This is a genomic window from Nostoc sp. UHCC 0252 (assembly GCF_034931145.1).
Taxonomy (GTDB): Bacteria; Cyanobacteriota; Cyanobacteriia; order Cyanobacteriales; family Nostocaceae; genus Nostoc.
This window is the reverse complement of sequence record NZ_JAYGHE010000005.1, coordinates 174,722-200,527: the sequence shown is the minus strand read 5'-3', so window position 1 is coordinate 200,527 and position 25,806 is coordinate 174,722. Positions and strand designations below refer to the sequence as shown.

Sequence of the window (25,806 nt, the reverse complement as noted above, 5' to 3'; positions counted from 1 at the left end):
AGGTAAACCTCACCACTGCATTGATGTTGATGACGATAAAATCCGTAACCGTTTTTTCTTGGAGCGCAATTGGGGTGTAGTGAGATTTGCAGAAGTTCAGGTGGTACGTCATCCTTGGAGTTGTTGTAAGGCGATCGCTCAAATCATCGCTCGGTTGACTGGAGATGATAGTGTATTCATATTATTACAAAGATTGGCTGATGTCCCTTTACAAAAACAGTGGACAAAGCGTGAGGCTAGGCTGATGGCTAAGAACAATTATCGTCAGTCTTATTTACCAAAAATGGCAAAGTAAAACTAGAGATAGTACTTTCAATACTCATCTTTAATAGTCATATAGTCTCCCTGGAATAGGGCTACCGTGTACACACAAGTATTTTGGAGTTGTCCCACACCGTTTTAATCCTGTACAAAGATATGTGTACACGGTAAATTATGGGTAGAAATTGGAATGGTATTACATCGATTTTGTCAATCTCTCGTTAATTAATCTTTTTGGTTTTCTTACGCATTGCTTTTTTGATTTGCGGTGTAACTTCCACTTACGAATGCTCATGACAATTGAGCCAAAGTCCCGACTGGCAAAGGCTGTTGTTTTATTTGCACTGTGCCAAATTGTATCTGCCTCAGTTGGTTCGAGTGGAGGTTTACAGCGATCGCAATATCGGTCAAATAGTTGGCGTGGTTCAGGATGATAAGCGATTCCGTGTCTAGTGAGTAAATTAGATGTACCCAGTAGGTTACGAGCTAATTTGTAGCCAGAATTGTTTCTGTTTCCCTCAGATTCGCCATAAGTTAGTAAAGTGCGATCGCTAAAAGTTAAACAAATAGACAAAGGAACAGACACTCCGCTAGCGCGTAGTTGTTTAAGAGATAAGCCATTATCTCTGGTTGTAGCCTGTATTACTGTTCCTCGTCGGCAATGCAAGGTTGAGCGAGAGACAGTCACAGAAGGTTGCAGTAACGCTGTTTGTGGGTCGATAACTTCTCCATTTTTCGCTCTTGTGAGAAGTTGCACCCACTTGCGCCAACGTTGCTCAGAAAGTTCGTAGGGAAATAAAGCTGTAGAATCAAATGCGGTTTCTAGTTCTTCCACATTGTACTGACAGTTTGACCAATGCTCTAAGGTAATGGGGATGGTTGCACTCAATATTCCATCCACCACCTGTCTGCGAAGCATACCTGGCAGTCTCATGGAACGAGCTAAGTTGCAAATGGCTGGATCTGCGTTTTGGATAATCGTCAGTTGGCGATTGAGGTACAGCCATTCAGCAGGATTCAAGGAATGGCTGCATTTAAAGTAAACGTGCAGGGATTTTCCACCTGTATAAACTACGGCGGCGGGTTCCAAGTTCATTTCGTCCTTTAGCCAGTCTACAGCTTGTCGCTGCTCACTCAATGGCAAATCATCAATTTCGTAGAACAAACATTGGCATTGACTGACGTGCTGATTGCTGATTCCCTTGTCTGGTTGGTTAGGGTAAAAACTGACTGTAGCACCAAGATATGACATTTTAAATGCCAATGCCCAACCATCAGCATAGCGTTTAGGTGTCAGTCGCCAGCAGGTGTTGCCCTGTTTGTCTCGACCTCCTTTCGTGCAGCAGTAGAGTTGAAATCCTTGCTGGGTGATTTTACCGCAGAGAATGTAGTGGGAGTAGACAAATTGACCATTGCGGCAGTAATTATTCCAGTTTTTAGGTATCATTTCTATGGGCAAGTCCCAAGAAATCCTGAGCCAAATTTTGGTTCCGATGGTAAAGCCTATTTGTCTAAGAAATTTAATCGTTGTTTCTCTGGAATTGAAGGTCATGGCAGTTACGCCTAGAGAGTTTATCCCTCTCTAAGTGGCGTTAGCTGCGCTAGAACTAACTTTTCCACATTTGACTTACATAAATTTTCGCCTGAAACCTTTGATTGGCTTGGCTCACTCAGAAAAATTAGATTTGCTGCTTCTTAGCAACAAGTTCCTCTAGTTCAGTTATTCTCGCTTGCAATGCCGCCACTTCTTGTTCAGAATAGCGAATAGGAATGTGCTGTGGACAGTTCCAATTCCAAGCTTCAATGTGAAACACAATCACTCGTTCCACTTCTGCTTCATAGTTAGGAAGTTTCAGGCTTTCAATTAGTTCGCTATCATCTTCTACATACATAGCCCGCCCCCAAATTTTCAACCGTCGGCGATGGCGATAATCCATTAAAAACAAAAAAGCTTTGTCATTTTCGTCAAGATTACCAACGGTAACATATTGAACATTGCCTTTGAAATCAGCAAATCCTAAAGTCTTTTCATCTACAGCTTTCAAAAACCCAGGTTGTCCACCACGAAATTGAATGTAGGGATAACCTCAAAGTTCCCAACCTTGAAGCTCTGGTACTCGGCTTTGGTTGGGTTGCGAGTGATTCTTAGTTAGCATCCCATTCCAACCAGCTTCACCGGGAGAAACTTTTTTGGCTTGAGGTAGTTCAGCCAGTATCTCAGCTATCAAGTCCTCAACTTTCTCATTATCTTTAAAAGCGATGACCACTGTATCGATCGCTCGCAAAAATTCTAGAGGTAATTGGTCACTATCGCCTACACTCCAATATAATGTAGGTTTGCGCTTTTCTTTGTCAACAGTTGATTCTAAGGCAATGACAGAGAGAACTTCAATCGGGTCACTTAGTAGCACTGCTCTTTCTACTGTGGCATCTGTAGCAATCCAAAAACTACCATTTTTCCTCGCTTCAGAGTTCAGGGGAATAGCGGTGAAGTTACCTGTTGGTTCTAGCTGCTTGGCAAGAGTTGGAAGATCATCGAGCGTGCGTTCCACAAATATTGCTTGACCTGTTTGACTTGCATAGAGCCAACCCTTTTCATACAGTTCTGTGAGCAGAGAATTGGGTAAATTGTACTGCTGGCTTAAGTTTAGGCGTATTTGCTCCCAGTTTGTTGGTTCTGTTATAGGCAAGGAGTTTGTTTGAGTAATTGCTGGCGTGGGACTTTCAACAGTTTGCTCCATAAGTTTCTGGATACGTTTGTCATCCTGTTTTGGAGGTACTGCTGGTGTGGGATTTTCAACTGCTTGTTCCATGAGTTTCTGGATGCGTTTGTCATCCCGCTTGGGACTGTAGTTTACACCTCGATGCTTTTGTAAACCAGGAAAGGTATATGCTTTACCAAGATGCGTACCACTAAAAGCCACACCATCAAGTTGGTAACTAATGCCTTTGACAATGCCTGTGCGAGTATAACCAACACGGACATTAATACCTTGTTGTTGCGTTCGCTCTATTAACTCTGGCATAGTGGGATGGTCGTGTGTTGCTTGGTCGAGCGATCGCTGAAGTTTGACCCTAACGCTTTCCTCTCCAGTTCTGGCAAGTTGCCTACGTTCGCCAGTAGTTGGACTGTGCTTATCTTTTTCCCAACTTGGTTGCACCGATTGCAAATTGTATTCCTGCTCCAACTTACGAATTACCACTTCACTTCTGTGATCGTCCCAGCTATCAGAAACTGTAGTGCCATCTAATTGAATGCGACTGGCAGCAATATGTATGTGTTCATGAGTCCGGTCAGTATGCCGCACTACGACATATTGGTTCATATCAAAACCCATTGCTTGAAGATACTTCTGGGCGATTTCATCCCAAGTATCATCATCTAAACTCTCTTTGTGGGCCAAACTGAGAGAAGCGTGATAAACAGCCCTGCTCACCTTTGGGTTTAATCTTCGAGATATACCAAATTCAGCTGCTAATTCGCGTGGGTTTGTTCCTTCCATATTCCCACCGATTTGTCTTGCTCCATCTTTGCCAAAGAGGTAGTTTAGCAGTCCCCGAAAACTTTTACCTTTGATGTGCTTACCAATCATCCTTCATCTTGCAAATCAGTGATTAAATCAATTTCAGCAATCTCTCGCCGCACCTGTTTCACCAAATCTCTTACCTGTGACAACAATGCTCTATCTACGACCACAGGTTCTCCCATGAGTACTGAAGTATTGATTGCTTTAGCTATTTGGTTGAGGTTATTGCCTATTTTCCCCAACTCCCAGTAAGTTTGGCCTGCTACTTTGGTGACACGCCTGGGCAATCTATTTTTCAGAGTTTTGGCACGAAACAACTCACTCATAGTGAGATTATTTTCATCTGCCATTAGCTGTGCTTTCTCGTATTCTGCCAAAGTCAGTCTAATGTCTATCCTGTGTGAGCGTTTCTGTCGCATTATTGATGCATTAGTCATTAGCTGTTTTAAGTTTGACGACTGCACTATCATTTGTCATTGACCAAGCGGTTACTTACGATTCTGGTTCGATGCCAAGATGCGATGCGAGATAATGAAATGCGATCGCCTACGGCAAGGCGTAGCCCATCGTGCAATTAAAAAGCTAATCCGCCCAAACCTTGCAGAAATTTTCCAGGCTGAACTCCTAGAGAGAATTTTCGTATCATCTTCCCCTCTGTCACGGTGGTTGACCTACTTAGGTAGGGGAACCGTGAAAGGAGGGCAAGTTTGTTGCCGCACCTGGGGGGTGCGTTTTTTCTCCCCAGAAAAAATGTCCGGACAGCAACATAGCTTGCTACTCACCAAAGGTTTTTTTGGGCTACTCAAATTAAAAACATCAGTGGCATTGAGTTGGCATTTAAGCGGCACTGAATTGGCATTTTTTGACCATTTTATTGTCAATAAGCTTAGTTCTTGATAAGAACAATATATACATAATGTATGCAGTGGCGTTGAATTGGCGCTCAATTGGGATTGAATTGGCGCTCAAGTGACGCTTAAGTGGCGTTGAATTGGCATTTGAGTGGCGTATTTTTGAATCGAATTCAATAGCATAAAGATAACTACTTGAGAAAATGCAGCAAAAAAATAACCAATGAGCTAATTTTTCGCCTTATAAAAATGGTCAGTGGGTAGATTGGCATGATTTCTATTTGCACTTAACTTAAAGGAAAGCTTTTAGGTGAACCACAGTCAATGTCAAACTTGATAGTCAGTTTTGACCCTGGTGCTTCCTTGACCAAGATTGTTTACGAACTAGCAACTGAAGGCAAACCATGTTTGATGACAATGGAACCAGAAATGCTGAAGTTGCCTCAAAGTTCGATTGACGCTTATATGTCGAGTCGCAAGGGTTTGGAATCTCCTAAACCAGCAGATGAAGCTTGGGTGTCAAGTTCTGCGGATGGTGATACACAATGTACGGTAGTTGGATTCCTGGCACGGCAGTTTTCAGCATCTGCCAGACTCGATAAGCTCAAGTACGAAACCTCAATTCACAAAGCCCTAGCGGTTATTGGTGCGATCGCTCAACACAACAAATTGCCTAACAGGTTTTCACTATCACTTACTTCACTACTGCCCTATGGTGAATATCAAAACCGCCAAGCATTTGAGCAACAATTGCAGTCTGCACTCAAGGATTTTAGGTTTCGGGGTCAAAGGTTGCGGGTGAAACTGGAGCGATTCGAGTGCTTACCCGAAGGTGCAGGATTAGCAATGATTCGCCAACGCCAGAATGGTAAAGAATGGTTCAATGCCCAAACCATTGCAGTGCTAATGTTCGGTCATCGCAATACCAGTCTTCTATTATTTGAACGGGGCAAGATGACGGCGGGTTACACTAATGGGCTGGGCTTTCACCAAATGGTAAAGCGAGTAATTGAGCGCACATCTGGACAGGATGCCACTGCTTTAACCTCTGCCATCTATGCAGCCGGTTCAGATATCACGGCTGATAACCAAGCAATTCGCACTCTAGTCAAAAGTAGAGAACCTAAAAATATTGACTATGAATTGCAGATGATTGTTAATGCCATTGCTACTGCTAAAACTGAGTATTGGTCTAGGCTTTACGATTGGCTGGAATCAACTTTACCTGCGGTGAACGAGGTGATTTTGAGTGGTGGCGCAGCATTGTACTTAGAGCAAGAGTTACAAGACTGCTTTCAAGAAATTTCAACTTATTGGGGTGCTGACTTACAGCAACAGGTACAAGAAGTATTCAAGGATAAAAGTAATGATTATTGCCGTACTTTCCGAGAGCAGGAAGCTTTGTCGTTTAGGTTGATTGATGCGTTTGGTTTGTTTATGCGGTTTAGAGCGCAAATCGAGAAGGTAGCATGACTACAAATAAAAAACAACCCAAAAATAATGACAATAATAGACAGCCCAGTAGTAACGGTAGTCGTAGGCTGTCTGAAGGAACTGATACTAACAGACAAAGACAATATAAAAATTTGACTCTTCGGCTTCGTGCTTACTCAAATACTGTTGATGCAAAGCTAATTATATATTTGCAAAAAGGAAATGGAGTCAGTACTAGCAAAGAGATGGTATTACAGGCATTACGAATGTGTTGGTTGCCTTTAGCATATCAAGCTCAAGCAAATGCGGATGTAGAAATTAGTGATAAAGAGGTGCGTCAGGTAGGGTTAATTTGTTGTCATGCCCTGGAGCAACATTTGGCTTATTTGCAAATGGAACTAGGATTACCACATAAATCAAGTGATGTTTTGCCTACACCTCTCAGCACTATGGCCAATCCTCAAATGCTTGCTACTATGTTCGGTCTAGAAATTGGTAATAGCGGTGGTATTGATGATGAAAATGAGCGTAATACTAGCGCTCAAGCTAAAAGTAAAGGCAGTAGTAATAGTGATAATCAGCCAAAACACAAAATAGATTCTGATTCCTTCATTCCTGGTGAGGGGTCTTTCTATGATGAAACAGACGATATGTTTGAGAATATTTAAGTATTTATTAATGCACATTTAGTCAAATCAGAAAGGAGATTTAAGATGGCAGCAATTCACTTCATGGATGGTGAAAAAGGTGGAGTTGGCAAGTCTTTGTTTGCACGGGTTATGGTGCAATACTGCATTGACAATAAACTCTCTTATGAATTGGTAGAAGCAGACCAAAGTAATCCAGATGTGGGCGCATTTTACCCAGATAATCATAAAACAGCAGTTTTTAGCGAATCAGAGCGTAAAGCTTACGATGCTGATGAAATTTTTAATTTAGCACTAACAACTTCTGTCATTGTCAATTTACCTGCTCAAGTATACCCAGCAGTAACTGATTGGATTGAGCGTAATCAAATCCTAGAAATTACTGGGAAAAATAAGGTCAAAATATATAAGTGGTTTGTTTGTAGTGGTGGATATGACAGCGTTCAATTATTTATGCAATCTCTCGAACGCTTTGAGAATAAGATTAAGCATATATTTGTACGCAATTATGGTTTATGCGATGACTGGAAACATGTAGATGGACGTAAGAATTTACAGGATTTAATCAAAGCTCATAAAGTAGCTGTCATCAATTTTCCCAAGTTCAGCTATCGAGAGCGGGATATCCTCGATGCCAATCAAATAAATTTTTCTGCGGCTAGAGATTATGGAGAGTTAGGTGTATTGGGTAAGCAGCGATTACACAGTTTTCTCAAAAGAGCTTCTGAGGAAATTGAGAAAGCTAAAATTTGGAACCTTCCAGCAGCTTCAATTACTGCTCCAACAGAAAAAGTTGATGATGCTAATGTCAACGGCAAGGTTGCTACCAAGAAGTAATCTAATTCAGGAGTGGTGTATATGGATAGTGGGGGGTTTAGCCTGTGCAATTAATTTTACTTTTTTACTCAGGACTCGTTACTCAGCACTCAGCACTATTTCGGTGACATCTCCCACCATCAAATAAAATTACCAAATGAGCGTAGTGGACGAGGGCGCGAATTAGCTAAAAGCAAATACAGATATGAGTAATTCTCACACTGAAGAACTCGATTTAGACGATGAGTTTTTGGATTCAGTAGCTGCTAGAGGCAAAGGACTGAGCCAAATTCCTTACCCAACTTTACTAGATTTAGCCATTCGAGGTAAAGATGATTCATTTAAAGCTAGGGTTTGGGAAATAGTAGTCCAAACCGGACTTGACCCTGATGACCCAGCATTTCTGATGATGATTGCTACTGGTAGGCTACAAGTGCTGTTGGAAGACAATCCCAAAGAAATGGAAGCAATGTTTGACCTGTGGCAAACGCAGCTTTATGACCATCTCCAGACATATGAAAAGGCAGCAGTAAAAGGTCAGCAAAAAGCGATCGCTCAGGCTGTAACAGGATTAATTAGGCGTACTGAATTTGAGCGTGCTATTCATTCAGTTCCCTCTCTAATTGCTGCGGGAATACTGCTATTAATTGCAGCTGGAGTAGGCGGACTGGTAAGTGTAGGTGGAATGTCCTGGTATCAATCCAGTCATCTAGATCCTGCTGGGCCACGCCAACTGACCCAAGCCCAAGCCAATGCTTTGGAATGGGCAACCAGTAATGAAGGTAAGTTTGCTCACAACCTAATGCAATGGAACCAAGATTTGCTGAGTCGTGACCAAAACGGTCAACTTACTTGTGCTAAGGATGTCAAGCGTTTGGGGGTAACACTGGAAATTGGAGCAAGTAGCAGAAAAGCCTCATCCGGGTTCTGCACGTTATGGACATCACCTAGCAATCAGCGCCAGTTTGTATCTAAACCGCGTCTACCTTGAAAACCATAGTTTTTTGGAATTAGAGTAAAGCTCAGAACTCAAGCCACAAAAGAATAATACACTCTCATTAAAAACTCCAGGTTTCAAAATGAACGAGGTTTAAGTTAAAAAATTAGTTGTCAATTTCTCAATCGTAGAAGAGGATTCAGCAGATGTTTACCTGCAAAGTTAACTGGCTTTGGCTGCTGGTAATAGGAGGTATAGTTACAGCTTGTACCCCTACTACTGTAAATGTCAGTGGCAAGGATGAGAGGAATACGACTCAAGCTCAAGCTCAAACTGTGCCTGATTATCCGCCGATGTATGATGTGAATGTTAAAGTTTGTGGCAACATTATTGCCCCTCTCAAGGATGGAAAACGTTGTGTCAATCAACAATTACGTTTGTGGGGCCCAATAGGAGAGGCAAAATTAGTTCGTGCTGGTATTTCTCTGCCATCAGTTTCTAGCGTAGAGCATAAATTAGCGATCGCCTCAAAAGGCTGTTATCCTGTTTATTCCCAACCTAACCAGCAGCAGTTTTATTGGGCTAATTCCATTATTCAAGTCAACAGGGGAGAAACTGCACCCACAGTCGAAGTCAAGCCAACTCAACTTTCAAACCAGCAGATTAATGAGTTAATGACTAGTAAACTTTCTAGTCAGACAATTACAACATTTGGCGGGGTGGGGTGCGAAGCTGCATCTTCGGTAAAATAAAGCTTTTACGGTTGAGGGTGGGTGGGCAAAAAAGTTACCCCACATTTTAGTGGGGCTGCTGTGAGAGCCAGCAGGTAATTATGAAGCTTCAGCCCATCTAGCTGTACGTTGTTGTTTATGAGCTTTGCGCCGCTCCCGTACTGCATCCAAATCTTTCAGTCCATACAGACGTTTGGCGTATGCTAGTAGTTCATTGATGGGAGTTTCGCTATAATCCTGGCGAAACTGAATGTTATGTTCGTTCCAATCAAATTCTTGCTGATTAAAACGTGCTTGAGCAGCAAGTTCTCTACCTGATTCCTCACGTAAAACTTCCAGTACCATTAATCGTACTTTATCCTGATAACCTATTACTTGATCCAACGCTTTTGTTTGTTGCTGATTACGAGTCATTTGAGTCATTTGATTATCCTTTGATTAACGAATTACTACATCTCACATAGATAGCATCGACAGATGCCTTCTGAGTTAGAGTTCACTTTTGAGTCTTTTGAATTCAGCAGCAATCGCTGCCTTCAATTCTGTTTATTGAATGCGGGTGGGCGGGAAATAGAATGCCCTGAATTATCTAATTCAGGGCATTGTAATTAATCGTCAATTTCTATATCTTCGTCATCTTCATCTTGATCAAAATCGTCATTTATCAAGTCATCAGAGTTGCTACTTAAACCATTGAGTCCGTCCATGCGTTTAGACCGAGCAGCTTTATGAGAAGCACGTCTATCTCGTATTTCATCAAGATTATTCAAGCCATAAAGTTTGCGGGCATAATTCACCAGTTCTTTTAATGGTGTATTTACATAGTCCTTACGGAACTGGCAATTGTGTTTGTCCCAATCAAACTCTTGTCCGTTAAATCTGGCTGCTGCTGCTAATTCTCTTCCTGATTCTTCCCGCAATACTTCAATTACCATCAGGTGTACTTTTTCCTGATAAGTCATTACTCGTTCTAAAGCAGGAATATGCCTTTCAATTTTGCGTGATGCTTTAGAAGTTTTGCGAACGTTAGCGTTAACCATGAGAATTACTCCTTGATATTTAGTATTTTTCTCATAGAAACAGCATCGAAAGATGCAATTAGCTCCAATTTCAATTCTTTATTCGGCAAAAAAATAACCTGTATTGTTTGAGGCAATACATGGTTATTTTGGGTTATTATTCTGTCAATTACTGAGAATAAGTCGGAGTTATTTACTCGTCCTCATCTTCTTCATCTAATTCGTCATCTTCATCTAAATCTTCGTCGAGTTCATCTTCAATATCCTCCTCATCTTCATCCAGGTCTTCGTCTAGTTCGTCATCTAAATCGTCAAGTTCTTCCTCTTCTTGTTCCTGGAAAGAATTACGACGTTCCAGAGATGCGCGGTTGAATTCCACTAAATCTGCTATTGCTTGCTCTGGGTCAGTGCTGATAGTGTCGTACAGCATACTCATGAAAATTGCTACTACTTCTGGTGCATATTTGAGTGCATCTGGTTGTCCAAACAATTTAGTAAATAATTTGGTATTCCATTTTTGCCAATCAAACTTTTTGTTACCACCTTTCTTTTTGACCTGAGCAGCAATATCAAGTCCGAGTTTTTCACGGGCTGCATGACCGATTTTTGTGGAAACACGGGAATCGCGTAGTTGTAATTTAACGCCATATTCTTTGAAGATTAGGTTCCGCAATTCCTTCAATAATGCTAATGCCTCTTCTTGTGGTGAAGCATTCGCTACCTTTGATTTAGTTGTAGCGGATGTGCCATTGGTTTTGGCAGATGTTTTAGCATTAGCTGCGTTGCGATTGTTATTGGTTCTAGCTTTAGCGATAGCCATTTTACAGCTTCCTTTAATGAAGTAAATTTTTCACCTCCTTGCCGCAATCGCGGCTTTCACATCCATTTCATTTCAATTTCATTTTTTTGCGATTTCAAACCTGTCTTTGCTGCGACAAATTTATGCTTTTAAGAGATAAAGAAGCGGACTAGGAGCAGTTTCCGAAATTAACACTGTACTGGAGGCGATGCCTGCGGCGGGCGTAGCCATCGCTCTTTTTCACACAATAAATATAGCCAACCTGTTAGTAATAATTATCCTTGTGGCTAAAGCATCAGTAATAAATTTGCTCTACAAGGAGAAAGTAAGTTGTTAAATTCAGGTTTATGAAGTTGACAGACTGGCCTGCTCTAGCTAACCAAAATACTCCAATTGTGGCTGTGGAGTATCATACGCCTGACAGAATGCAGATTTTACAGCAGTTTTACCATTGGGGTGAAGAACGTTCTTTGTCAGTCTTTGTCTGGAATCCTGGTTACTGTGGACTACAGAAATTAATTCAGCATCAAGGTCACTACATCTTACAGTCAACTGACAGAGGTAAAGACGGGGACATTATTCAGTATCTTCTGGAGGAATATCAATCGGGTATTTATTTACTGGAGGGAATGCTAAATGAGGGTGATGCTAGCAAAATAAGTCAAAAATGTAGCTATCAATTACTTAATGCCTGTCATCAAGCTCTCTGGAGTCAACAACATCATTACTGGGTGTTATTGGAAACTTACATTCAACTACCTCTAGAATTACAGCCTTTTATTCCTATACTGTCAAATCCACTTCCAGACCAACAGCAGGTGCAGATGGTTGTGGAGCAGTTTTGTGATGCCTGGGTTGGAAGTAGCCATCCCCGGCTTCAGCAGTTTGCTGAGTGCGATAGCGAAGCGCTGCTGCGTTCGCGTAGCGTCTCGCAGAGAAGCGCAGATCGCGATTACCTCGCCGTAACGGATCGCAATTCTTGGTTAAAGACAACAGAAAAAACATCAGCACTGCAATTGCTCTTTCTTGCCTGTCAGGGTTTACCCATAGGTGAGATAAATATGCTACTACAGCAATGTCTAGGTTTTGCAGAGCAGCTTGAGGAAATCGCCCAATTAGTCCTAGAGCATAAAGTTAGCAAATTGCGGGGTCGGGGTTTAGAGTACATTGCTCAACCGGATGTACCTTCAGCCGGGGGATTAGATTTACTGGAGAAAAGGTTGGAAACTATTACCTGTCTACTTCAACCTCAAGCAAAGCAATATGGATTGAAGTTTCCCACTGGAATGCTCTTATGGGGGCCACCGGGTACTGGTAAAAGTCTTTCTGCCAAGTTAGCAGCTAAGAAAATGGGATTGCCACTGTTAGCAGCTAATTGGGGTGTACTACTGAGCGATCCTCACCCCGACAGAGCATTAAAGGAGTTTATTGCTTTGGTGACTTCCCTTGCTCCCTGTGTACTCTACTGGGATGACTTTGATAAAGGCTTTGCGGGCTGGGACTCCAATGCAGATGGAGGTGTGGCACGGCGGCTATCTGCGGCTTTGTTGACTTGGATGCAAGAGCATCAAGAGCCAGTTTATACCATTGCTACTGTCAATCGCTTGTCAATGCTACCTGCGGAATTAGTGCGCCGTTTTGATGATATCTTTTTTGTGGATTTACCCCATGAAGGGGCAAGATATGAAGTTTTCAATCTACATCTAGCTAAGTATTTTCCAGCTTTTCGAGACAATAACTCACCTTGGAGTGATGATCAATGGCGTAGACTGTTGGCTGAATATCGCATTTGCAGTCCAGCAGAAATTGGTAATGCAGTCCGTCGTTGTGCTGAGTCGGCTTTTTATCAAGGTAGACCTGGGGAAATTGAGTTTGAGGATTTGCTGAAACAGCGACAAGAATTCACACCAGCTATGGAGCGAGAGTCAGAACAGATACAGGCAATTCGCAATCAGGCTATTTATGCTAAACCTGTGGCTAGTCTGGATGTTTCTCGATTTGCTTATCAGCACCAGGAGTTATTTGGGTGATATGAGTGGAATTTTTGAAATTCAGGTTGTGTCGGATTTTGAAATGCCGATGGTAGAAGTATGGTTGGGATTATTGCTGGGTGGGTTTACATTAGAACAACATGGTAATTTTTATCACAACCAAAATGTCTGGGTGAAAAGCTCTCTAACTTCGACTGGTGACATCCTTGGGCGCTGACTCTGACTACAGCATCGGCTGACCAACCTCACGGGAGCCCTATATTTCCCTTACAAATCAAAATCAAGGCTGAAGGTTTGGTCATCAGAATCCTCTGGTTTAGAGTCTGTCGATAGCTCTTTAGTCGGCTGAATAAGTTGGTTTGACTCAGTATTAATCGGGGTGAAAGCTACTTGTTGAGTAGGGAATGTACCCTTTCTGAAAGCAAAATAACAATCAATGATAAAGTAAAGCGTCTCCAGGTAACTTTTACCTAATTGCTGTGATTCTGCAAATATCCGCTCCCGGTAGCTATCTTTGATCCGAACTTTTTCCGGTGTCAAGTCTTGTTTGTCTGTCATTGTTATAGCTTCCCAGATGTGGTTGTTGGATTCTTGCTCATAATGGTTTTTGCCATTTCTAGAAGCCCAAAAACATTAGCTTCCACTGGATTATCCAGAATTTTGAAGCCGTTCTTTTCTAAAAGCTTCTTAAATCCTGGTAACAGACACCCTCCACCTATAGCCCAAATTTCATCCCCTTGGTGCTTGGCATCAAGTGTCAAGTTCACCACTTTCTTCAAGTATTTTTCATACCAATCTTTCAAACAAGCACTATATATATCTTTAATATCGATGTCACGGCTGTACTTGGTATGTCCCATTTCCAGACAAAATCGGATTTTGGATGCATCCCCGATTTTTCCCCCATTTAGATGTTTCATTTTTTGGGAAATATCATCGATGAGAACTTCTACACCGATGGGGTAGGCGGTGTGAACTTCTCGCTTCCCCTGGTTGTAACGAGAATACAGAGTCGTTCCATTGCCAAAGTCTAAAATGGTTAATTTTTTCGGTAGTTGATGCCCAAACAATGCACCCATCCCCTCTAGCACAATTTTCAGCACTTCTACTTTCACCTCTGATTGTTTACCAGCAAGTATTGGCTGATATTCCCCACTTAGTACTTTTTGCAATTCGTCAGCCAGACCAACATCATGTAAGCTGACAACTAATTTTAAGTGCCAAGCCTTACGGTGTGGCAGATGTGCCAATGCACCCAATAAAGTCAATAATGCGTTGTTGACTTTATTTTCATTGTTATCCGTATTCCGGTCAAAATGATAACCTGTACGGAAAGCTGATTCTCCAACAGTGTAAGCAGTACCATTAAAAACTACTCGTCCGGGTACATCTTCCATCTCGGCATTGGTTATATAGCTGGGGACACGAACTACTTCAAAGCCATCGACTAAAAGTTTTAGGCTTCCATAACCGTTATCAAAGCCAGCAGGAAAAATTTTTGTAAGGTGTGAATGTTCGACATTGGGGGAAATTTAATACGGTTCAATTTGTAAAAATTATCAGTTGAGGAGATATGGGGGAGCAGAGGAGAGAAGAATAAAATGACTACCTCTTTTTTCTCCAGCCTCAAGAGCTTATCATACCCCCTTGGGGGCTAAGTGGGGTATAAAGTGTCAAACAGTCAAATATACCCCACAAAACACCCATATATACCCTATGCAGGGGTCAAATACTCATCGAAGTCCTGAATCATTTTTGGGGTACATATAGCCCCTATAAAGCCCCCATGAGCATTTGTGAAGTTTTATTTTCTGAATAAAATAAAACTGGTTTACTAGATTGCACTATTACGCAATTCAGTTATTGCTGAATGACTAAATTCAGTCTTGACTAAAATTACCAACAAACAAATAGGACAAAAATCTATCTTTACATCTATCTTCTCGAAGAGTAGGACTTTTTGAAAGCTAAAGTAATGACTAAATAGCGTTAATTACAATTTAGTCATTTATAAATGACTAAATTACATAATGACTAAATAACTTAAAAACAACATTATGCATTATGATATTGACTAATTTACACAATGCTGCTGGTAGTCAGTAAAATGTTAATTCTTACTTGTGCATCCTTGTCCGGTGGCCAGGGAAAAACAACTGTTGCAATCTTGTTGGGTAGAATGCTTGCTCAAACAGGACAGCGTGTACTGATGATTGATGCCGATCCCCAAGCGAACCTAACTTTTTACCTGGGGCACGAAGTTCAGCAGAATCAACCCACGCTTCTAGAAGTTCTCAAAAAACAGATCAATACTGAAGACGGTATTTATGAAATCGGAGAAAACCTATGGTTAATTCCTGCTGATGATGGATTAGATAATGCTCAAGAATTTTTGTCTGGGAGCGGTATGGGAGCTATTGTTTTGAGCAAACGCTTAAAAGAGGTATCAGATTTATTCCAATACTGCATTGTTGATGCGCCACCTCAGCGATCGCAAATCTGCCTTACATCGTTGGGGGCAGCTGACCATATCATCATTCCTGTAGAAGCATCATCCAAAGGTGTAAATTCTCTCATCCGAACTCTGAGTTTAGTTGAGGAACTTCAAGAAATTGATGCTTTTTCAGGGATAGTGCTTGGCATCTTGCCATTCAGAGATAAATGGGTAGGTAATAACCAAGTCGCACAAAGTAAGGCGAGTATCAGTGCAATGCGAACAATTGCCGAAGAAATAGTCGTTTTACCTTCAATTCTAGAATCTGAACAATTCAAAAAGGCCATAGATAAAGGTGTAAGTTTGTCTTCTCTAGGCTTTGAACAACTCGAAACTCCCTTCCAACAAATTATCGAGAGGTTACAAAAGAATGTCTGATGTTTTTGAGCGCCTTAAGAAAAAGACACGTCCAAGTGTTCCAGCACGGGATACAACACTTGTAAAAGTACAACATGATAACTTACTAAATGACCAAATTACTGAATTTAGTCATTTATCTGAGAAACCAAAACCGGATTTAGATAGTGAGGAAGTAATAAACGATAAGGTAAGCACTTCTAATCAAGAACAGCAGTTAGAGTTAACCCAGATCATCAGGCGAACAATCAGGTTAGAACAGGACATTGATACCAAGCTAGATACGTTTTGCAATGTAAATAAAATTACTAGAGATACTTTCCTAGAAGCTGCATTTATCGTCTGCTCAGAAAATGAGGAATTATTGCAAGAGGTATTAAACCAAGCTAGAAAACGTTATCAACAGCGTAAACAAGCTGGTGAACAACGCAAATTTCAGACATTGGCTAAGAAAATTAACGTTAACGATTAAGTTAACCCTAATCCATCCGTGAGAAGTTGTGACTTTGATTATAAATTAAGCAAAAAGTTCAATTTATGGTTTCTTGTCAGCTTTTGGTGATAGTGATAGAAAAGGGTGATCAGCTACTTCGCTTACCGCGTTGGCGATGGGCTACGCCCCACAGTAGGTGACATAGATGTCAGTTTCAATTTTGGAGTAGCGATCGCTCATCGGGCTGTGTTAATCCGGTCGTTGCAAGACTAAAGCCGTTACTCGACTGGGGGTGAGAGCACGTTGGGAAGAAGAGTTTACTTTGGGGGAAGCGTCTTTTGTTAAACCTTCAAACTGAGCGCTCCTCATCAGAAGGCTGTTCAGTGAGAGTATTGGCTGCCTCAAGTAACAGTTCCACAGTTGTTGCCAAGAGCGTTCGTACACGAGTTAACTGATTTCGGCGCTCAATCCCCAGCCGTGCTTCAGTGTTTCGCGGATCGTCATCATGGCTTAAATGAACAACTTTCACTTTCTGCTGTTTTTCAGATGGTTCAAATATTGGCTCAGGAGCAGTGAGTTTGTTGTATCCATAAACTCCACTTGGGCGCTTCACATTATAATGATGTACTTCACAGCCACCAGGAGCAATGTAGCATCCTTCTAGATTATTTAAGTTGTGATGCAATTGTTCTACACAGGCGGCGATCGCTTCCATTTGTGCAGCAACGCCCAGCGATTGTGCACTTTGAGGACAACCTCTTGACATCAGCATCATCACTGCCGCTTCGCGGCGCGTGGTTTTAAAGGTTTCCTCTCTGCGTTCCCACTCCTGTTGCCGTTGGCAAGACGCAATCTCCCGCACGCGAATTAGTTCGATTTCCTCATCTGGAGTCAATTTAATAGCTGCTCCACAGGTTGTATAATTGAAGCATTCTCCAGGGTCAATACCCGGTTGCAACATCATTGAGGCACAGTCAAAGCCAAGTCCACATATCTTACGCGGCATGATTTCAAATTAGTTCTAGCTTAATAAACTTATTTTAATAGCTAGAACAAAAGGCTATGTGAAGGCAAATGGTATTAATCGTAGATTATGTCGGATAAAAGATAAGGGTAGCTTATTTTATATTGTAGTCTTGTATTACGATGTCACTTAAAGCATAATGTGAGCAAAGTCTAGATTTAAAGGATTTATGTGTAGAGGAATAAAAAAGTTCAACAATAAATAATAAAATCCAACAATTTCTGTTAGGTGCTTTACCGCGCTCCAGGCATCCGTCCATAAATCGCTCCAAAGAGCCTGTACACCGCGCCCATGCTACGTTATTTACTAGAGCGATCGCCGCCCATCGCGCCCACATTCTCTTAGCATCACTCTCCTAATTGTTCAACTTTTTTATATGCTTACATTATGTACTGGAGTCGATAGTCAGTACTAAGTTGAAATCTATGTTTAAATGTTTTACTGGCGAATGACACCACTAAGGGTGTTGAGCAGTATTAAGATTAGTGTGGCTTTGCTGTGAAACTATGGCTCGTGATTTATTCCACAATATTGTGAGGTCTGCACTAGAAAAAGATGGTTGGTTAGTTACAGATGACCCGCTAAATATTCGGTGTGGTGGAGTTGATGTTCAGATTGATTTAGGTGCAGAACTCCTAGTTGCTGCGGAAAAATCTGGAGAAAAAATAGCAGTTGAAATCAAAAATTTTGTTAGTGCATCGAAGATTTCAGAATTTCACATGGCACTAGGACAGTTTATTAATTATCGGACTGCATTACGTGCAGAAGAACCTTCGAGAAATTTATATTTAGCTGTACCATTGGTAACTTATAATGATTTTTTTAATTTGCCTTTTATTCAAACTGTAGTCAACGAAAACAAATTGAAATTAATTATTTATAACCTTGAGACTGAGGAAATAGAGCAATGGATAAGTTAAATGAATACCGCACAAAAGTTAGGCAATTATTAACTAAGTATATCGAGTACAAGCCTAGTTATGGAGATGTAGAGGTCGAACAGATTTTTGACGTAGAGTATGACCATTATCAAATTATTAGCATTGGATGGAACAATCAAAAACGGATCTATGGCCCAATAATGCACCTAGATATCAAAAATAATAAAATTTGGATTCAACAAAATACAACGGAAGTAGATATTGCTTTAGAATTGATAGAAATGGGTGTACCTAAACAAGATATTGTCATCGGTTTTCATACTCCTAAAATGCGTCAATTATCGGGATTTGCTGTGGAATAAACATGATACAAAACGCAGAATCTTTGCCACCATTCCGATTGAAGATGTATTAGTTAATAGAGAGCTATGAGGTAGTAAAAGGACTACTTTATTTTGTATAAATTCGGGTAAAATTTTGTTGTGATAGCCACAAGTTGTTAATCATGCGTTATTATTACAAACTCGTAGGACATACCCCTGTTGCTGTTAATTCATTGTCAGAGTGGCGAGATTATTTACACTCAGTACAAGATTCAGGACAACATCTAGTTGCCGAAACTATAGTTGGGGATGCCAAAGTATCAACTAGTTTTTCAGGATTCGATCTCACTTTTGGAGATCCCCCGTTGCTTTTTGAAACGATGGTTTTAGGCGGGCCTCATCACGGGAGAATGCAGCGTTATTCTACATGGGAGCAGGCACTAACCTGTCACGATCGTTGTCACTGAAAGCATAAGATGAGCAAGTTGCTCGCTTTATGGTTTCAAAGTAGGTTGCTCAATTTATTCTTACAAAAGTAGAGGTAGTGAACTCAAACAGAAAGTAGCTCTGTTGCTCGATTTCGGTTTTCATAGCAGCTATACCTAACCAAAGTTTTAATGCTGGGCATGAATATATTTGCTCACGTTAGGGTTACAAAACAAAACCTTTGCTCATGTTATGGTTTCAAAACCTGTTTTCGATAAATAATTTCCGACGTAGTATAAAGGCTTTGGGCTACGTAATTGCTCAACTTATGCTTTCAAAGTTGCTCATCTTATCCTTACAGTGACAATCGTACCGTCGTAGAAGTCATGACTACCTCACCACCAGATGAGTAGTCTCAAATCAATACAGGGTTATATTTAATACTTAATAACTAATAATTTACACAAAACTGGATGAACTACAGCGCAGATTCTCTACCTGAGATCAAACTCATTCCCCTTGATCGTGAAGCTCTACATTTCACACAGCCAGGAGAAACTAGAAGACCACCAACCGATATTCGGTGGGTAAAAGTTCTGGAATTTTTACGCAGCAACAATCTCGCACCAAACAGCCGCAAGCTTTACGAACGAGAACTCAAACGATTTTTGGTATGGAGTGAGCTGCACTATCATGAACTGCGTCCACGTCATCTTGCGCTATATAAAGAATATCTCCGTGATGAAATACGGACTGATGCAGGTAAACCGCTTTCAAAAAGCAGCATTAATGCGGGAATTGCGGCACTCAAAAGCTTTTTCAAATGGATGTCTTACACATATCCTGAAATTATTGCTACTAATCCCACACTGGGGATAAAACTGGAAAAAGTGCCACTACCACCAGCCCAGAGTTTAACCCCAGAACAGATGGAACAGGTTTGGTCAGCGTTAGAGTTATTGGGAGAAACAAAGCAACGCGATACAGCACTCGTTCACATTCTCAGTCATGGACTCCGGGCAGGGGAAGTTGTACAGCTAAATGTTGGCTCATTTGATGGCAAGCTGCTATTTTTACCAGACACCAAAACCAATGAACCACGCTTAGTTCCACTGCGAAAAGAGAGTCGGGAAGTTTTAGCAGAGTATTTGCGATCGCGAGAAGAAAGGAGTGAGGTGTTAAACAGCCTTAGCCCACTGATGATTTCACATCATGCTTCATACAAGGGTGAACGCTTGAGTTATCACGGCATTTACTTCGCTGTGGAAAAAATCGGTGAAATAGCTCACATTGAGGATTTGCACCCTCACTCCTTTCGTCACACCTACGCTACTGATTTATTACTATTGGGAGTTGACCCCAGCCATGCACGAAAATTAACAGGACATCAAAGCGAGAAAGCGTTTCGGCGCTATACCCTTCGCAGTGAGCAAGAAGCCGCGATCGCTGCCTACTATCGTGCGATTGGTGAAGAGGAAGCAGAGTAGACTATGCCAAAGCCATTAGATCAACGGTGTCAGCTATGTTCTAAACTACCAACAACTCAAGCTAAACTACTGCATGGGACACAAGGGGATGGATGCTGGAATCCAAAAGTCTGTCACAATCGCCGTTCGTTCTATCGTCGCCGGAGTGAAAGTCATTCAGCAGAAATTGATTCAGTAACAGTCGAACCACCAGCAACATATTTTGCAGTGTTGTATCTATATAAAGAACCGGGGGATAAGCCATTGCACGCCTTGGGTGCAGAACTCTGGCTGGGGCAAAAACCTGTTTGTCGCCTGGAACCAATTCACTGCTTTGGACTAACGGCTGGCAAGATCCGCGCCTATACAGATCAGGTGTTGCAGGCTTTTGCAAAACAATACAGTGTTTCACTATATCAATATAAGGATATGTTTGAGATTACCTCAAGCTACTGCCCAGTACGACCCTGCCCGTTACATCCAGAATCCTAGAGATGACCACATACCGCCAATTAACCATCTGGGATGTATTAGATGAGTTGTCCGAATCTCCACCAACTTCTTCTCTTGATGCTATGTGGGATTGTTTGGATGCCGAGCTAGAAAAACTACCCTTGGAGGCACAGCTATTAACCGCAGCGCTTGCCTTCAGTCAAATTGCGGATATTCTCAAGTCTCGTGCCGAAGTGCTGTTGCAAGATACCCGCGATCGCAATAGTCTTTTGGGGCCAATTATTAGCACCGATCTCTTTGCTGGTCTAGTGCGGACAACAATGCACCTCGATTTAGATGATTTGATTGAACCGCAAACACCACAAACCTTTAAACCACACGGCCCACACCAATTTTCATCTCCTACTGAGTTGGGTGATTCTGTAGCAGCACCTGTTGAAAAAGCGAATGTTTTGGCAATGCTTGATGAGGTGACAACTTTAGAAGATGTTCGCAATTTGGCATCAGATGAGGATGTGGAAAAATGGCATCGCGCGATCGCTAACTACCTGATAAATGTCAAAGATGAGATTTCTTTAGTTAAACTGCAACGTGTGTTGCAAATGCCGATGGTAGAAGTATGGTTAGGATTATTGCTGGGTGGGTTTACACTAGAACAGCGTGGTGATTTTTATCACAACCATAATGTCTGGGTGAAAAGCTCTCCTTCCTACTACCAATAACAATACATTCGCCATATAAACCCTCACAACAAGAGAAACCAGCACAAGGAAAATCTGGATTTGTTCCAGCAGTTGCCAGATGGGTGATCGAGCGCTCCAATGCTTGGATGGAGCGTTGTAAAATTCTAGTGAAAAACTTTGAACGAACTCTAGCTAGTGCCACTGCCAAACTCAACCTCTGTTTCATCAGGCTAATGATTAAGAGACTTGCAGACCCTTCCTAAGATGTCAAATGGGTTCTCTACGGCGCTGAGGTTCTGGTGAATACCTGATGAAGAGTGCTGCTCAAAATTAGTAATAGTGATATAGTTACTCCAATCGGTTCTGGTGGGAAGCAGCCATCGGACGCAAGGGGGAAAGTCCGGTGTAAATCCGGCGCTGTCCCGCAACTGTGAACCAAAATAAGGTGAGTCAGGATGCCCGCCGGTTAGAATCAATGCGTTTACATAAATCTGCGAGGTACAGATTATGAACAGAAAAAAACAGGCGTTAGTCAGTTTAACGCTGATGGGAGTTATCAGTTTTTACTTGGTAGTTGGTTTACCCAAACCTGCCTACGCCATGCACATTATGGAAGGTTTTTTACCCGTGCAGTGGGCAATTTTTTGGTGGATTGTGGCATTACCATTTTTTCTACTAGGATTGCGTAGTCTGACTCGCATTACCCAAGCTAACCCGGAACTGAAACTACTGCTGGGCTTGGCTGGTGCTTTCACTTTTGTGCTGTCAGCGTTGAAAATCCCTTCTGTGACAGGTAGCTGTTCTCATCCAACAGGGACGGGATTAGGTGCGGTGCTATTTGGCCCACTCACCATGACGGTTTTAGGTAGCTTAGTATTGTTGTTTCAAGCTTTGTTACTGGCGCATGGCGGCTTGACGACGCTGGGGGCAAATGCTTTTTCGATGGCGATCGCTGGGCCATTTGCGGCTTACTGGATATATAATCTGACAATCAAGTTGGGTGGTAAACAAAAAATCGCCATATTCCTAGCAGCTGCGATCGCAGATTTACTCACCTACATTATCACTTCTATCCAACTCGCCCTAGCTTTTCCTGCACCTGTTGGTGGGTTTATCGCTTCATTCACCAAGTTCGCCGGGATTTTCGCTATAACTCAAGTTCCCTTAGCAATTAGTGAAGGATTGCTAACTGTATTGGTGTGGAACTGGCTGCAATCTTATAATCCTCAAGAATTAGAATTGTTGAAATTAATCAAACGGGAACCCCAAGGAAATGAGTCAATCTAAAAAAGGGTTGAGTAACTGGCTGTTGGTAGTAGCTGTATTAGCCTTAGCAGTTGCACCGTTAATATTTGTGCGTGGTGGCGAATTTGCCGGTTCCGATGACAAAGCAGAAAAAGCAATTACTGAAATACAACCTGGATATAAACCCTGGTTTAAATCATTTTTTGAACCAGCTAGTGGTGAAATAGAAAGTTTATTATTTGCTTCGCAAGCAGCTTTAGGTGCTGGAGTAGTCGGTTATGCAATTGGGTTGTATAAAGGACGTTCCCAACAACAAAAACGTGAAGAATGAGCCTGCAAATAGATACTTTAGCTTATACTAATCGACTGCGAAGATTGCCACCAGAACATAAACTAATTTTTGCATTTACTACTCTTGCTATTTCCCTTGCTACCCATCCGCTAGTGCAAATTTTAATCGCGCTTTGGATGGGTATTTGGACAGTTATTTATGCAAGAATTCCGGCTGGTGTTTATTTTCGGTTGTTAATGTTCACCATAGTTTTTTGTTTGACGAGTTTACCAGCATTAATGGTGAATGGGGTTGCGATTAATGATTTGCCAAGGGTACAATTAGATTCCTGGTATGGACTAACTCTCGGACACTTCTATATTTATATCAGTCATAGTGGCAGTATCCAAGCATGGGGAATTCTAACCAGAGCATTAGCCTCTGTTTCTTGCCTATATTTTCTCATGCTAACTGTCCCTTTTACGGAAATTTTACAAACTCTGCGTTACTTAGGATTCCCAGTGCTTTTAACCGATTTATTATTATTAATGTATCGGTTTATTTTCATCCTGCTGAACACAGCCGATGAATTGTGGACAGCGCAAAATTCCCGTGGTGGCTACCGTACTTGGCGAACTGGAATGAAAAGTTTAGCACTACTAATCGGACAACTATTACAGCGAACCTTACAAAAATATAGTCAGTTCTCTCTCGGATTGCAAGCACGGGGTTTTGTAAGTGAATTTCGAGTTTGGCATCCTCGTCGCTATCGTCCTCAAGCACGATATATCATCGAAGCGATTTGCGGTTGTGTAGGATTAATAGGATTAGAGTTTTGGCGAAATGCAGGAATATTTACTCGAATTTGAGCAGGTATATTACACCTATTCAGGCGCACAGGAATCAGCTTTGAATGGTCTAACACTGAAGATTCCATCTGGTAAAAGATGTGCGTTAATTGGGCAGAATGGTTGTGGTAAAACGACGCTATTTTTATTAGCTAACGGTTTATATAAACCTGATTCTGGCGTTGTCCGTTGGCGTGGTGAAGCGTTAACTTATAATCGTAATTATCTGGGTAATTTAAGACAGAAAGTTGGACTAGTATTTCAAGACCCAGAACAACAATTAGTAGCTTCCACTGTTGAAGAAGATATATCTTATGGTTTGTGTAATTTAGGTTTACCAGAACCAGAAATTAAAGACCGAGTAGAACAAGCATTAGTTGAATTTGAACTGACTACTTTAGCAGAAAGACCAGTGCATCATCTGAGTTTAGGACAAAAAAAGCGAGTTTCCATAGCAGATGTGATGGTGTTGCAACCAGAATTGTTGGTGTTGGATGAGCCAACTGCATATCTAGATATAAAACATACTCGTAACTTGATAGCAACCATGAAAAAAATTCATGAAGATGGAACTACTTTATTGATGGCAACCCATGATTTGGATTTAGTCTATCGGTGGGCAGATTGGGTTTTTGTCATGGATAAAGGGCGGCTGATGCTAGAAGGTAAACCACAAGATGTATTTAGCCAGCGTACACTTTTATCAGAGTTAGAGTTGGGCGTACCATTGATATATGAGATGTTATTTGATGGGCTATCTGCTGAGGAGGGAGTAGTTATAGAACGAGTGCGACAACGGATATTAGAGCGATTTCGTAATTTTTCCTGATTATATAGTTAGAGAATCTCAATAAATTAGGGACAATGCTTTTATAAACAATCCAAAAATTTAATCAGTTCATACAATGAATAATAAGTATATACAGTCTGGCTGTTTGTGATTTTCCACAAAAATTGTTTAGAGTTTGATATTACTTCTACTGAGATTGGTAAGCTATTGTGACTTTGATTAACTTTGAAGCCTGCACGTTTTAAAGCACGAATAGTCCATATAGTTGCAATACCCTCACCTATCAAATTAATTTCTCCTTTGTGGGATGTATGGAGATGAAATTCCCCAGAAGCAACATCAAACTCTACACCTTCACTCTCAAAAGTATCAGCAAATGCACCACTCAACACTAAATCTTCCGGTGCGCCAACGTGTAAAATCCCATTAGCTGTTAATAACCAAACCTTATCAGCCAGACGCAAAGCTAAATCTAAATCGTGGGTAGAAAGGAGAATTGCTTGATTGGTTTCTCGTGCTAACTGACGCAATAATTGCATAATTTCCACCCGTCGCGGTAAATCCAGAAAAGCTGTTGGCTCATCAAGTAACATCACAATAGGCGACTGAGCCAAAGCACGCGCAATCATGATTTTTTGGCGTTCACCATCGCTTAATTCGCTAACTTGGCGTTGTGCTAAGTGTACTGCTCCTACAGATTTTATTGCCCAAGTTACTATAGCTTCATCTGCGGGTGTCAAATTTCCCCACCAATCAGTGTAAGGATATCGCCCCAAACTCACCAAGGTGTAAGCTGATAGCATTCCCACATCAACTTTCTCGGTAAGTACCAAACTCAGGCGTTTGGCTAATTCTTGTGGTGCTAACTTGTAAATATTTTCGCCTAAGAGTCGCACTTCACCTGATATTGGGGGTTGCATTCCGGCGAGCGATCGCAGTAATGTAGATTTACCCGCACCATTGGGGCCGAGTAAGCAAACAAGTTCCCCAGCTTGCAGAGATACAGAAATATCAGACGCAACACACCGAACAGTTTTTCGGGATGTCTTATAACCAATAGTCAAGTTATGAGTTGTTAAAATCGAGTTACTCATGAGAA

31 protein-coding genes, 2 pseudogenes and 1 riboswitch are annotated in these 25,806 nt (G+C 41.5%); of the genes and pseudogenes, 22 read left to right on the top strand and 11 right to left on the bottom strand.

Translation table 11 applies throughout. The features are described 5' to 3' along the window. Nucleotides 1-295: pseudogene (locus VB732_RS05440) on the top strand (hypothetical protein); the annotation flags it as partial. A gap of 162 nt (nucleotides 296-457) precedes the next feature. Here the strand turns inward: VB732_RS05440 and VB732_RS05435 are convergent. From VB732_RS05435 to VB732_RS05420, 4 genes are all read right to left on the bottom strand, one after another. Beyond that, the gene (locus tag VB732_RS05435; protein ID WP_323229829.1) at nucleotides 458-1,813 is read right to left on the bottom strand and encodes a hypothetical protein; all 1,356 of its coding nucleotides are present in this window, start codon (nucleotides 1,811-1,813) and stop codon (nucleotides 458-460) included. Between the two features lie 127 nt (nucleotides 1,814-1,940). Further along, the gene (locus VB732_RS05430) at nucleotides 1,941-2,336 is read right to left on the bottom strand and encodes a pyridoxamine 5'-phosphate oxidase family protein (protein WP_323229836.1); all 396 of its coding nucleotides are present in this window, start codon (nucleotides 2,334-2,336) and stop codon (nucleotides 1,941-1,943) included. Nucleotides 2,337-2,348: 12 nt separating this feature from the next. Beyond that, nucleotides 2,349-3,854 (bottom strand): relaxase/mobilization nuclease domain-containing protein, encoded by a 1,506-nt coding sequence (locus VB732_RS05425; RefSeq protein ID WP_323229828.1) that lies wholly within the window; start codon nucleotides 3,852-3,854, stop codon nucleotides 2,349-2,351. Beyond that, nucleotides 3,851-4,225 (bottom strand): plasmid mobilization protein, encoded by a 375-nt coding sequence (locus VB732_RS05420; protein ID WP_223265518.1) that lies wholly within the window; start codon nucleotides 4,223-4,225, stop codon nucleotides 3,851-3,853. Before VB732_RS05420 ends, VB732_RS05425 begins: the two co-directional genes overlap by 4 nt. Before the next feature lie 79 nt (nucleotides 4,226-4,304). Between VB732_RS05420 and VB732_RS05415 the strand changes: the two genes are divergently transcribed. From VB732_RS05415 to VB732_RS05390, 6 genes are all read left to right on the top strand, one after another. Further along, entirely contained in the window at nucleotides 4,305-4,685 is a 381-nt protein-coding gene (locus VB732_RS05415) for a hypothetical protein (RefSeq protein WP_323229826.1), read from the top strand. Between the two features lie 278 nt (nucleotides 4,686-4,963). Continuing rightward, nucleotides 4,964-6,112, top strand: coding sequence for a ParM/StbA family protein (locus VB732_RS05410; RefSeq protein ID WP_323229824.1), 1,149 nt, complete (start codon nucleotides 4,964-4,966; stop codon nucleotides 6,110-6,112). Further along, entirely contained in the window at nucleotides 6,109-6,741 is a 633-nt protein-coding gene (locus VB732_RS05405) for a hypothetical protein (protein WP_323229823.1), read from the top strand. Before VB732_RS05410 ends, VB732_RS05405 begins: the two co-directional genes overlap by 4 nt. A gap of 45 nt (nucleotides 6,742-6,786) precedes the next feature. Next, a complete protein-coding gene (locus tag VB732_RS05400; protein WP_323229822.1) occupies nucleotides 6,787-7,557 on the top strand; it encodes a mobilization protein in 771 nt (256 codons plus the stop codon). Between the two features lie 184 nt (nucleotides 7,558-7,741). Continuing rightward, nucleotides 7,742-8,527 (top strand): DUF6753 family protein, encoded by a 786-nt coding sequence (locus VB732_RS05395; protein WP_179075946.1) that lies wholly within the window; start codon nucleotides 7,742-7,744, stop codon nucleotides 8,525-8,527. Between the two features lie 152 nt (nucleotides 8,528-8,679). After that, nucleotides 8,680-9,225 (top strand): hypothetical protein, encoded by a 546-nt coding sequence (locus VB732_RS05390; protein ID WP_323229821.1) that lies wholly within the window; start codon nucleotides 8,680-8,682, stop codon nucleotides 9,223-9,225. Between the two features lie 78 nt (nucleotides 9,226-9,303). On the opposite strand, the gene VB732_RS05385 is transcribed toward VB732_RS05390, so the two are convergent. From VB732_RS05385 to VB732_RS05375, 3 genes are all read right to left on the bottom strand, one after another. Continuing rightward, nucleotides 9,304-9,627 carry a hypothetical protein gene (locus VB732_RS05385; RefSeq protein ID WP_094332201.1) on the bottom strand — a complete coding sequence of 108 codons (324 nt, stop codon included), beginning with the start codon at nucleotides 9,625-9,627 and terminating at the stop codon, nucleotides 9,304-9,306. Nucleotides 9,628-9,812: 185 nt separating this feature from the next. Further along, nucleotides 9,813-10,244 carry a hypothetical protein gene (locus VB732_RS05380; RefSeq protein ID WP_323229819.1) on the bottom strand — a complete coding sequence of 144 codons (432 nt, stop codon included), beginning with the start codon at nucleotides 10,242-10,244 and terminating at the stop codon, nucleotides 9,813-9,815. 172 nt (nucleotides 10,245-10,416) lie between these two features. Next, nucleotides 10,417-11,043: a primosomal protein gene (locus VB732_RS05375; RefSeq protein WP_094353317.1), complete on the bottom strand. Its 627-nt coding sequence runs from the start codon at nucleotides 11,041-11,043 to the stop codon at nucleotides 10,417-10,419. A gap of 326 nt (nucleotides 11,044-11,369) precedes the next feature. On the opposite strand from VB732_RS05375, the gene VB732_RS05370 reads away from it, so the two are divergent. Beyond that, entirely contained in the window at nucleotides 11,370-13,052 is a 1,683-nt protein-coding gene (locus VB732_RS05370) for an ATP-binding protein (RefSeq protein WP_323229818.1), read from the top strand. A 1-nt stretch (nucleotide 13,053) separates the two neighbouring features. After that, complete coding sequence (locus VB732_RS05365; protein WP_323229817.1) at nucleotides 13,054-13,230, top strand: hypothetical protein; 177 nt, start codon at nucleotides 13,054-13,056, stop codon at nucleotides 13,228-13,230. Nucleotides 13,231-13,280: 50 nt separating this feature from the next. On the opposite strand, the gene VB732_RS05360 is transcribed toward VB732_RS05365, so the two are convergent. Beyond that, entirely contained in the window at nucleotides 13,281-13,571 is a 291-nt protein-coding gene (locus VB732_RS05360; RefSeq protein ID WP_104902259.1) for a hypothetical protein, read from the bottom strand. Nucleotides 13,572-13,573: 2 nt separating this feature from the next. Then, nucleotides 13,574-14,535 (bottom strand): annotated as a pseudogene (locus tag VB732_RS05355) (ParM/StbA family protein). A gap of 585 nt (nucleotides 14,536-15,120) precedes the next feature. Here VB732_RS05355 and VB732_RS05350 point away from each other — a divergent pair. From VB732_RS05350 to VB732_RS05340, 3 genes are all read left to right on the top strand, one after another. Next, nucleotides 15,121-15,885, top strand: a complete 765-nt coding sequence (locus VB732_RS05350; protein ID WP_094353341.1) for a ParA family protein — start codon at nucleotides 15,121-15,123, stop codon at nucleotides 15,883-15,885. Further along, nucleotides 15,878-16,336: a hypothetical protein gene (locus tag VB732_RS05345; RefSeq protein ID WP_229501669.1), complete on the top strand. Its 459-nt coding sequence runs from the start codon at nucleotides 15,878-15,880 to the stop codon at nucleotides 16,334-16,336. Before VB732_RS05350 ends, VB732_RS05345 begins: the two co-directional genes overlap by 8 nt. A 105-nt stretch (nucleotides 16,337-16,441) precedes the next feature. Then, entirely contained in the window at nucleotides 16,442-16,570 is a 129-nt protein-coding gene (locus VB732_RS05340; RefSeq protein WP_323229815.1) for a hypothetical protein, read from the top strand. Nucleotides 16,571-16,646: 76 nt separating this feature from the next. On the opposite strand, the gene VB732_RS05335 is transcribed toward VB732_RS05340, so the two are convergent. After that, a complete protein-coding gene (locus VB732_RS05335; RefSeq protein WP_323229814.1) occupies nucleotides 16,647-17,303 on the bottom strand; it encodes a hypothetical protein in 657 nt (218 codons plus the stop codon). Between the two features lie 524 nt (nucleotides 17,304-17,827). On the opposite strand from VB732_RS05335, the gene VB732_RS05330 reads away from it, so the two are divergent. From VB732_RS05330 to VB732_RS05285, 10 genes are all read left to right on the top strand, one after another. Then, nucleotides 17,828-18,241 (top strand): element excision factor XisH family protein, encoded by a 414-nt coding sequence (locus VB732_RS05330; protein ID WP_193919711.1) that lies wholly within the window; start codon nucleotides 17,828-17,830, stop codon nucleotides 18,239-18,241. Next, the gene (locus tag VB732_RS05325) at nucleotides 18,229-18,564 is read left to right on the top strand and encodes a XisI protein (protein ID WP_193919712.1); all 336 of its coding nucleotides are present in this window, start codon (nucleotides 18,229-18,231) and stop codon (nucleotides 18,562-18,564) included. The genes VB732_RS05330 and VB732_RS05325 overlap by 13 nt, the downstream gene beginning before the upstream one ends. Before the next feature lie 143 nt (nucleotides 18,565-18,707). After that, entirely contained in the window at nucleotides 18,708-18,992 is a 285-nt protein-coding gene (locus VB732_RS05320) for a hypothetical protein (RefSeq protein WP_323229812.1), read from the top strand. Between the two features lie 432 nt (nucleotides 18,993-19,424). Beyond that, nucleotides 19,425-20,438, top strand: a complete 1,014-nt coding sequence (locus VB732_RS05315) for a site-specific integrase (RefSeq protein ID WP_323229811.1) — start codon at nucleotides 19,425-19,427, stop codon at nucleotides 20,436-20,438. Between the two features lie 3 nt (nucleotides 20,439-20,441). Beyond that, a complete protein-coding gene (locus tag VB732_RS05310; protein ID WP_323229810.1) occupies nucleotides 20,442-20,909 on the top strand; it encodes a hypothetical protein in 468 nt (155 codons plus the stop codon). A gap of 2 nt (nucleotides 20,910-20,911) precedes the next feature. Beyond that, nucleotides 20,912-21,592, top strand: a complete 681-nt coding sequence (locus tag VB732_RS05305; protein WP_323229809.1) for a hypothetical protein — start codon at nucleotides 20,912-20,914, stop codon at nucleotides 21,590-21,592. 302 nt (nucleotides 21,593-21,894) lie between these two features. Then, nucleotides 21,895-22,035, top strand: a riboswitch (cobalamin riboswitch). A 25-nt stretch (nucleotides 22,036-22,060) separates the two neighbouring features. Continuing rightward, nucleotides 22,061-22,840, top strand: coding sequence for an energy-coupling factor ABC transporter permease (locus VB732_RS05300; protein WP_323229808.1), 780 nt, complete (start codon nucleotides 22,061-22,063; stop codon nucleotides 22,838-22,840). After that, the gene (locus VB732_RS05295) at nucleotides 22,827-23,129 is read left to right on the top strand and encodes an energy-coupling factor ABC transporter substrate-binding protein (RefSeq protein WP_322677886.1); all 303 of its coding nucleotides are present in this window, start codon (nucleotides 22,827-22,829) and stop codon (nucleotides 23,127-23,129) included. The genes VB732_RS05300 and VB732_RS05295 overlap by 14 nt, the downstream gene beginning before the upstream one ends. Further along, nucleotides 23,126-23,938 carry a cobalt ECF transporter T component CbiQ gene (gene cbiQ, locus VB732_RS05290; protein ID WP_323229806.1) on the top strand — a complete coding sequence of 271 codons (813 nt, stop codon included), beginning with the start codon at nucleotides 23,126-23,128 and terminating at the stop codon, nucleotides 23,936-23,938. Before VB732_RS05295 ends, cbiQ begins: the two co-directional genes overlap by 4 nt. Then, a complete protein-coding gene (locus tag VB732_RS05285; RefSeq protein ID WP_323229805.1) occupies nucleotides 23,913-24,746 on the top strand; it encodes an ABC transporter ATP-binding protein in 834 nt (277 codons plus the stop codon). Before cbiQ ends, VB732_RS05285 begins: the two co-directional genes overlap by 26 nt. Before the next feature lie 41 nt (nucleotides 24,747-24,787). Here VB732_RS05285 and VB732_RS05280 read toward each other — a convergent pair whose 3' ends face one another. Next, nucleotides 24,788-25,801 (bottom strand): ABC transporter ATP-binding protein, encoded by a 1,014-nt coding sequence (locus VB732_RS05280; protein ID WP_323229804.1) that lies wholly within the window; start codon nucleotides 25,799-25,801, stop codon nucleotides 24,788-24,790. Nucleotides 25,802-25,806 lie beyond the last annotated feature (5 nt).

Coding starts and splice junctions, on each gene's coding strand:
- VB732_RS05360 (WP_104902259.1), bottom strand. CDS start 13,571: ATGACAGACAAACAAGACTTGACACCGGAAAAAGTTCGGATCAAAGAT.
- VB732_RS05400 (WP_323229822.1), top strand. CDS start 6,787: ATGGCAGCAATTCACTTCATGGATGGTGAAAAAGGTGGAGTTGGCAAG.
- VB732_RS05335 (WP_323229814.1), bottom strand. CDS start 17,303: ATGCCGCGTAAGATATGTGGACTTGGCTTTGACTGTGCCTCAATGATG.
- VB732_RS05320 (WP_323229812.1), top strand. CDS start 18,708: ATGCGTTATTATTACAAACTCGTAGGACATACCCCTGTTGCTGTTAAT.
- VB732_RS05380 (WP_323229819.1), bottom strand. CDS start 10,244: ATGGTTAACGCTAACGTTCGCAAAACTTCTAAAGCATCACGCAAAATT.
- VB732_RS05420 (WP_223265518.1), bottom strand. CDS start 4,225: ATGACTAATGCATCAATAATGCGACAGAAACGCTCACACAGGATAGAC.
- VB732_RS05285 (WP_323229805.1), top strand. CDS start 23,913: ATGCAGGAATATTTACTCGAATTTGAGCAGGTATATTACACCTATTCA.
- VB732_RS05425 (WP_323229828.1), bottom strand. CDS start 3,854: ATGATTGGTAAGCACATCAAAGGTAAAAGTTTTCGGGGACTGCTAAAC.
- cbiQ (WP_323229806.1), top strand. CDS start 23,126: ATGAGCCTGCAAATAGATACTTTAGCTTATACTAATCGACTGCGAAGA.
- VB732_RS05415 (WP_323229826.1), top strand. CDS start 4,305: ATGCGATGCGAGATAATGAAATGCGATCGCCTACGGCAAGGCGTAGCC.
- VB732_RS05435 (WP_323229829.1), bottom strand. CDS start 1,813: ATGACCTTCAATTCCAGAGAAACAACGATTAAATTTCTTAGACAAATA.
- VB732_RS05395 (WP_179075946.1), top strand. CDS start 7,742: ATGAGTAATTCTCACACTGAAGAACTCGATTTAGACGATGAGTTTTTG.
- VB732_RS05310 (WP_323229810.1), top strand. CDS start 20,442: ATGCCAAAGCCATTAGATCAACGGTGTCAGCTATGTTCTAAACTACCA.
- VB732_RS05350 (WP_094353341.1), top strand. CDS start 15,121: ATGTTAATTCTTACTTGTGCATCCTTGTCCGGTGGCCAGGGAAAAACA.
- VB732_RS05410 (WP_323229824.1), top strand. CDS start 4,964: ATGTCAAACTTGATAGTCAGTTTTGACCCTGGTGCTTCCTTGACCAAG.
- VB732_RS05305 (WP_323229809.1), top strand. CDS start 20,912: ATGACCACATACCGCCAATTAACCATCTGGGATGTATTAGATGAGTTG.
- VB732_RS05300 (WP_323229808.1), top strand. CDS start 22,061: ATGAACAGAAAAAAACAGGCGTTAGTCAGTTTAACGCTGATGGGAGTT.
- VB732_RS05345 (WP_229501669.1), top strand. CDS start 15,878: ATGTCTGATGTTTTTGAGCGCCTTAAGAAAAAGACACGTCCAAGTGTT.
- VB732_RS05365 (WP_323229817.1), top strand. CDS start 13,054: ATGAGTGGAATTTTTGAAATTCAGGTTGTGTCGGATTTTGAAATGCCG.
- VB732_RS05375 (WP_094353317.1), bottom strand. CDS start 11,043: ATGGCTATCGCTAAAGCTAGAACCAATAACAATCGCAACGCAGCTAAT.
- VB732_RS05295 (WP_322677886.1), top strand. CDS start 22,827: ATGAGTCAATCTAAAAAAGGGTTGAGTAACTGGCTGTTGGTAGTAGCT.
- VB732_RS05390 (WP_323229821.1), top strand. CDS start 8,680: ATGTTTACCTGCAAAGTTAACTGGCTTTGGCTGCTGGTAATAGGAGGT.
- VB732_RS05385 (WP_094332201.1), bottom strand. CDS start 9,627: ATGACTCAAATGACTCGTAATCAGCAACAAACAAAAGCGTTGGATCAA.
- VB732_RS05330 (WP_193919711.1), top strand. CDS start 17,828: ATGGCTCGTGATTTATTCCACAATATTGTGAGGTCTGCACTAGAAAAA.
- VB732_RS05325 (WP_193919712.1), top strand. CDS start 18,229: ATGGATAAGTTAAATGAATACCGCACAAAAGTTAGGCAATTATTAACT.
- VB732_RS05370 (WP_323229818.1), top strand. CDS start 11,370: ATGAAGTTGACAGACTGGCCTGCTCTAGCTAACCAAAATACTCCAATT.
- VB732_RS05280 (WP_323229804.1), bottom strand. CDS start 25,801: ATGAGTAACTCGATTTTAACAACTCATAACTTGACTATTGGTTATAAG.
- VB732_RS05405 (WP_323229823.1), top strand. CDS start 6,109: ATGACTACAAATAAAAAACAACCCAAAAATAATGACAATAATAGACAG.
- VB732_RS05315 (WP_323229811.1), top strand. CDS start 19,425: ATGAACTACAGCGCAGATTCTCTACCTGAGATCAAACTCATTCCCCTT.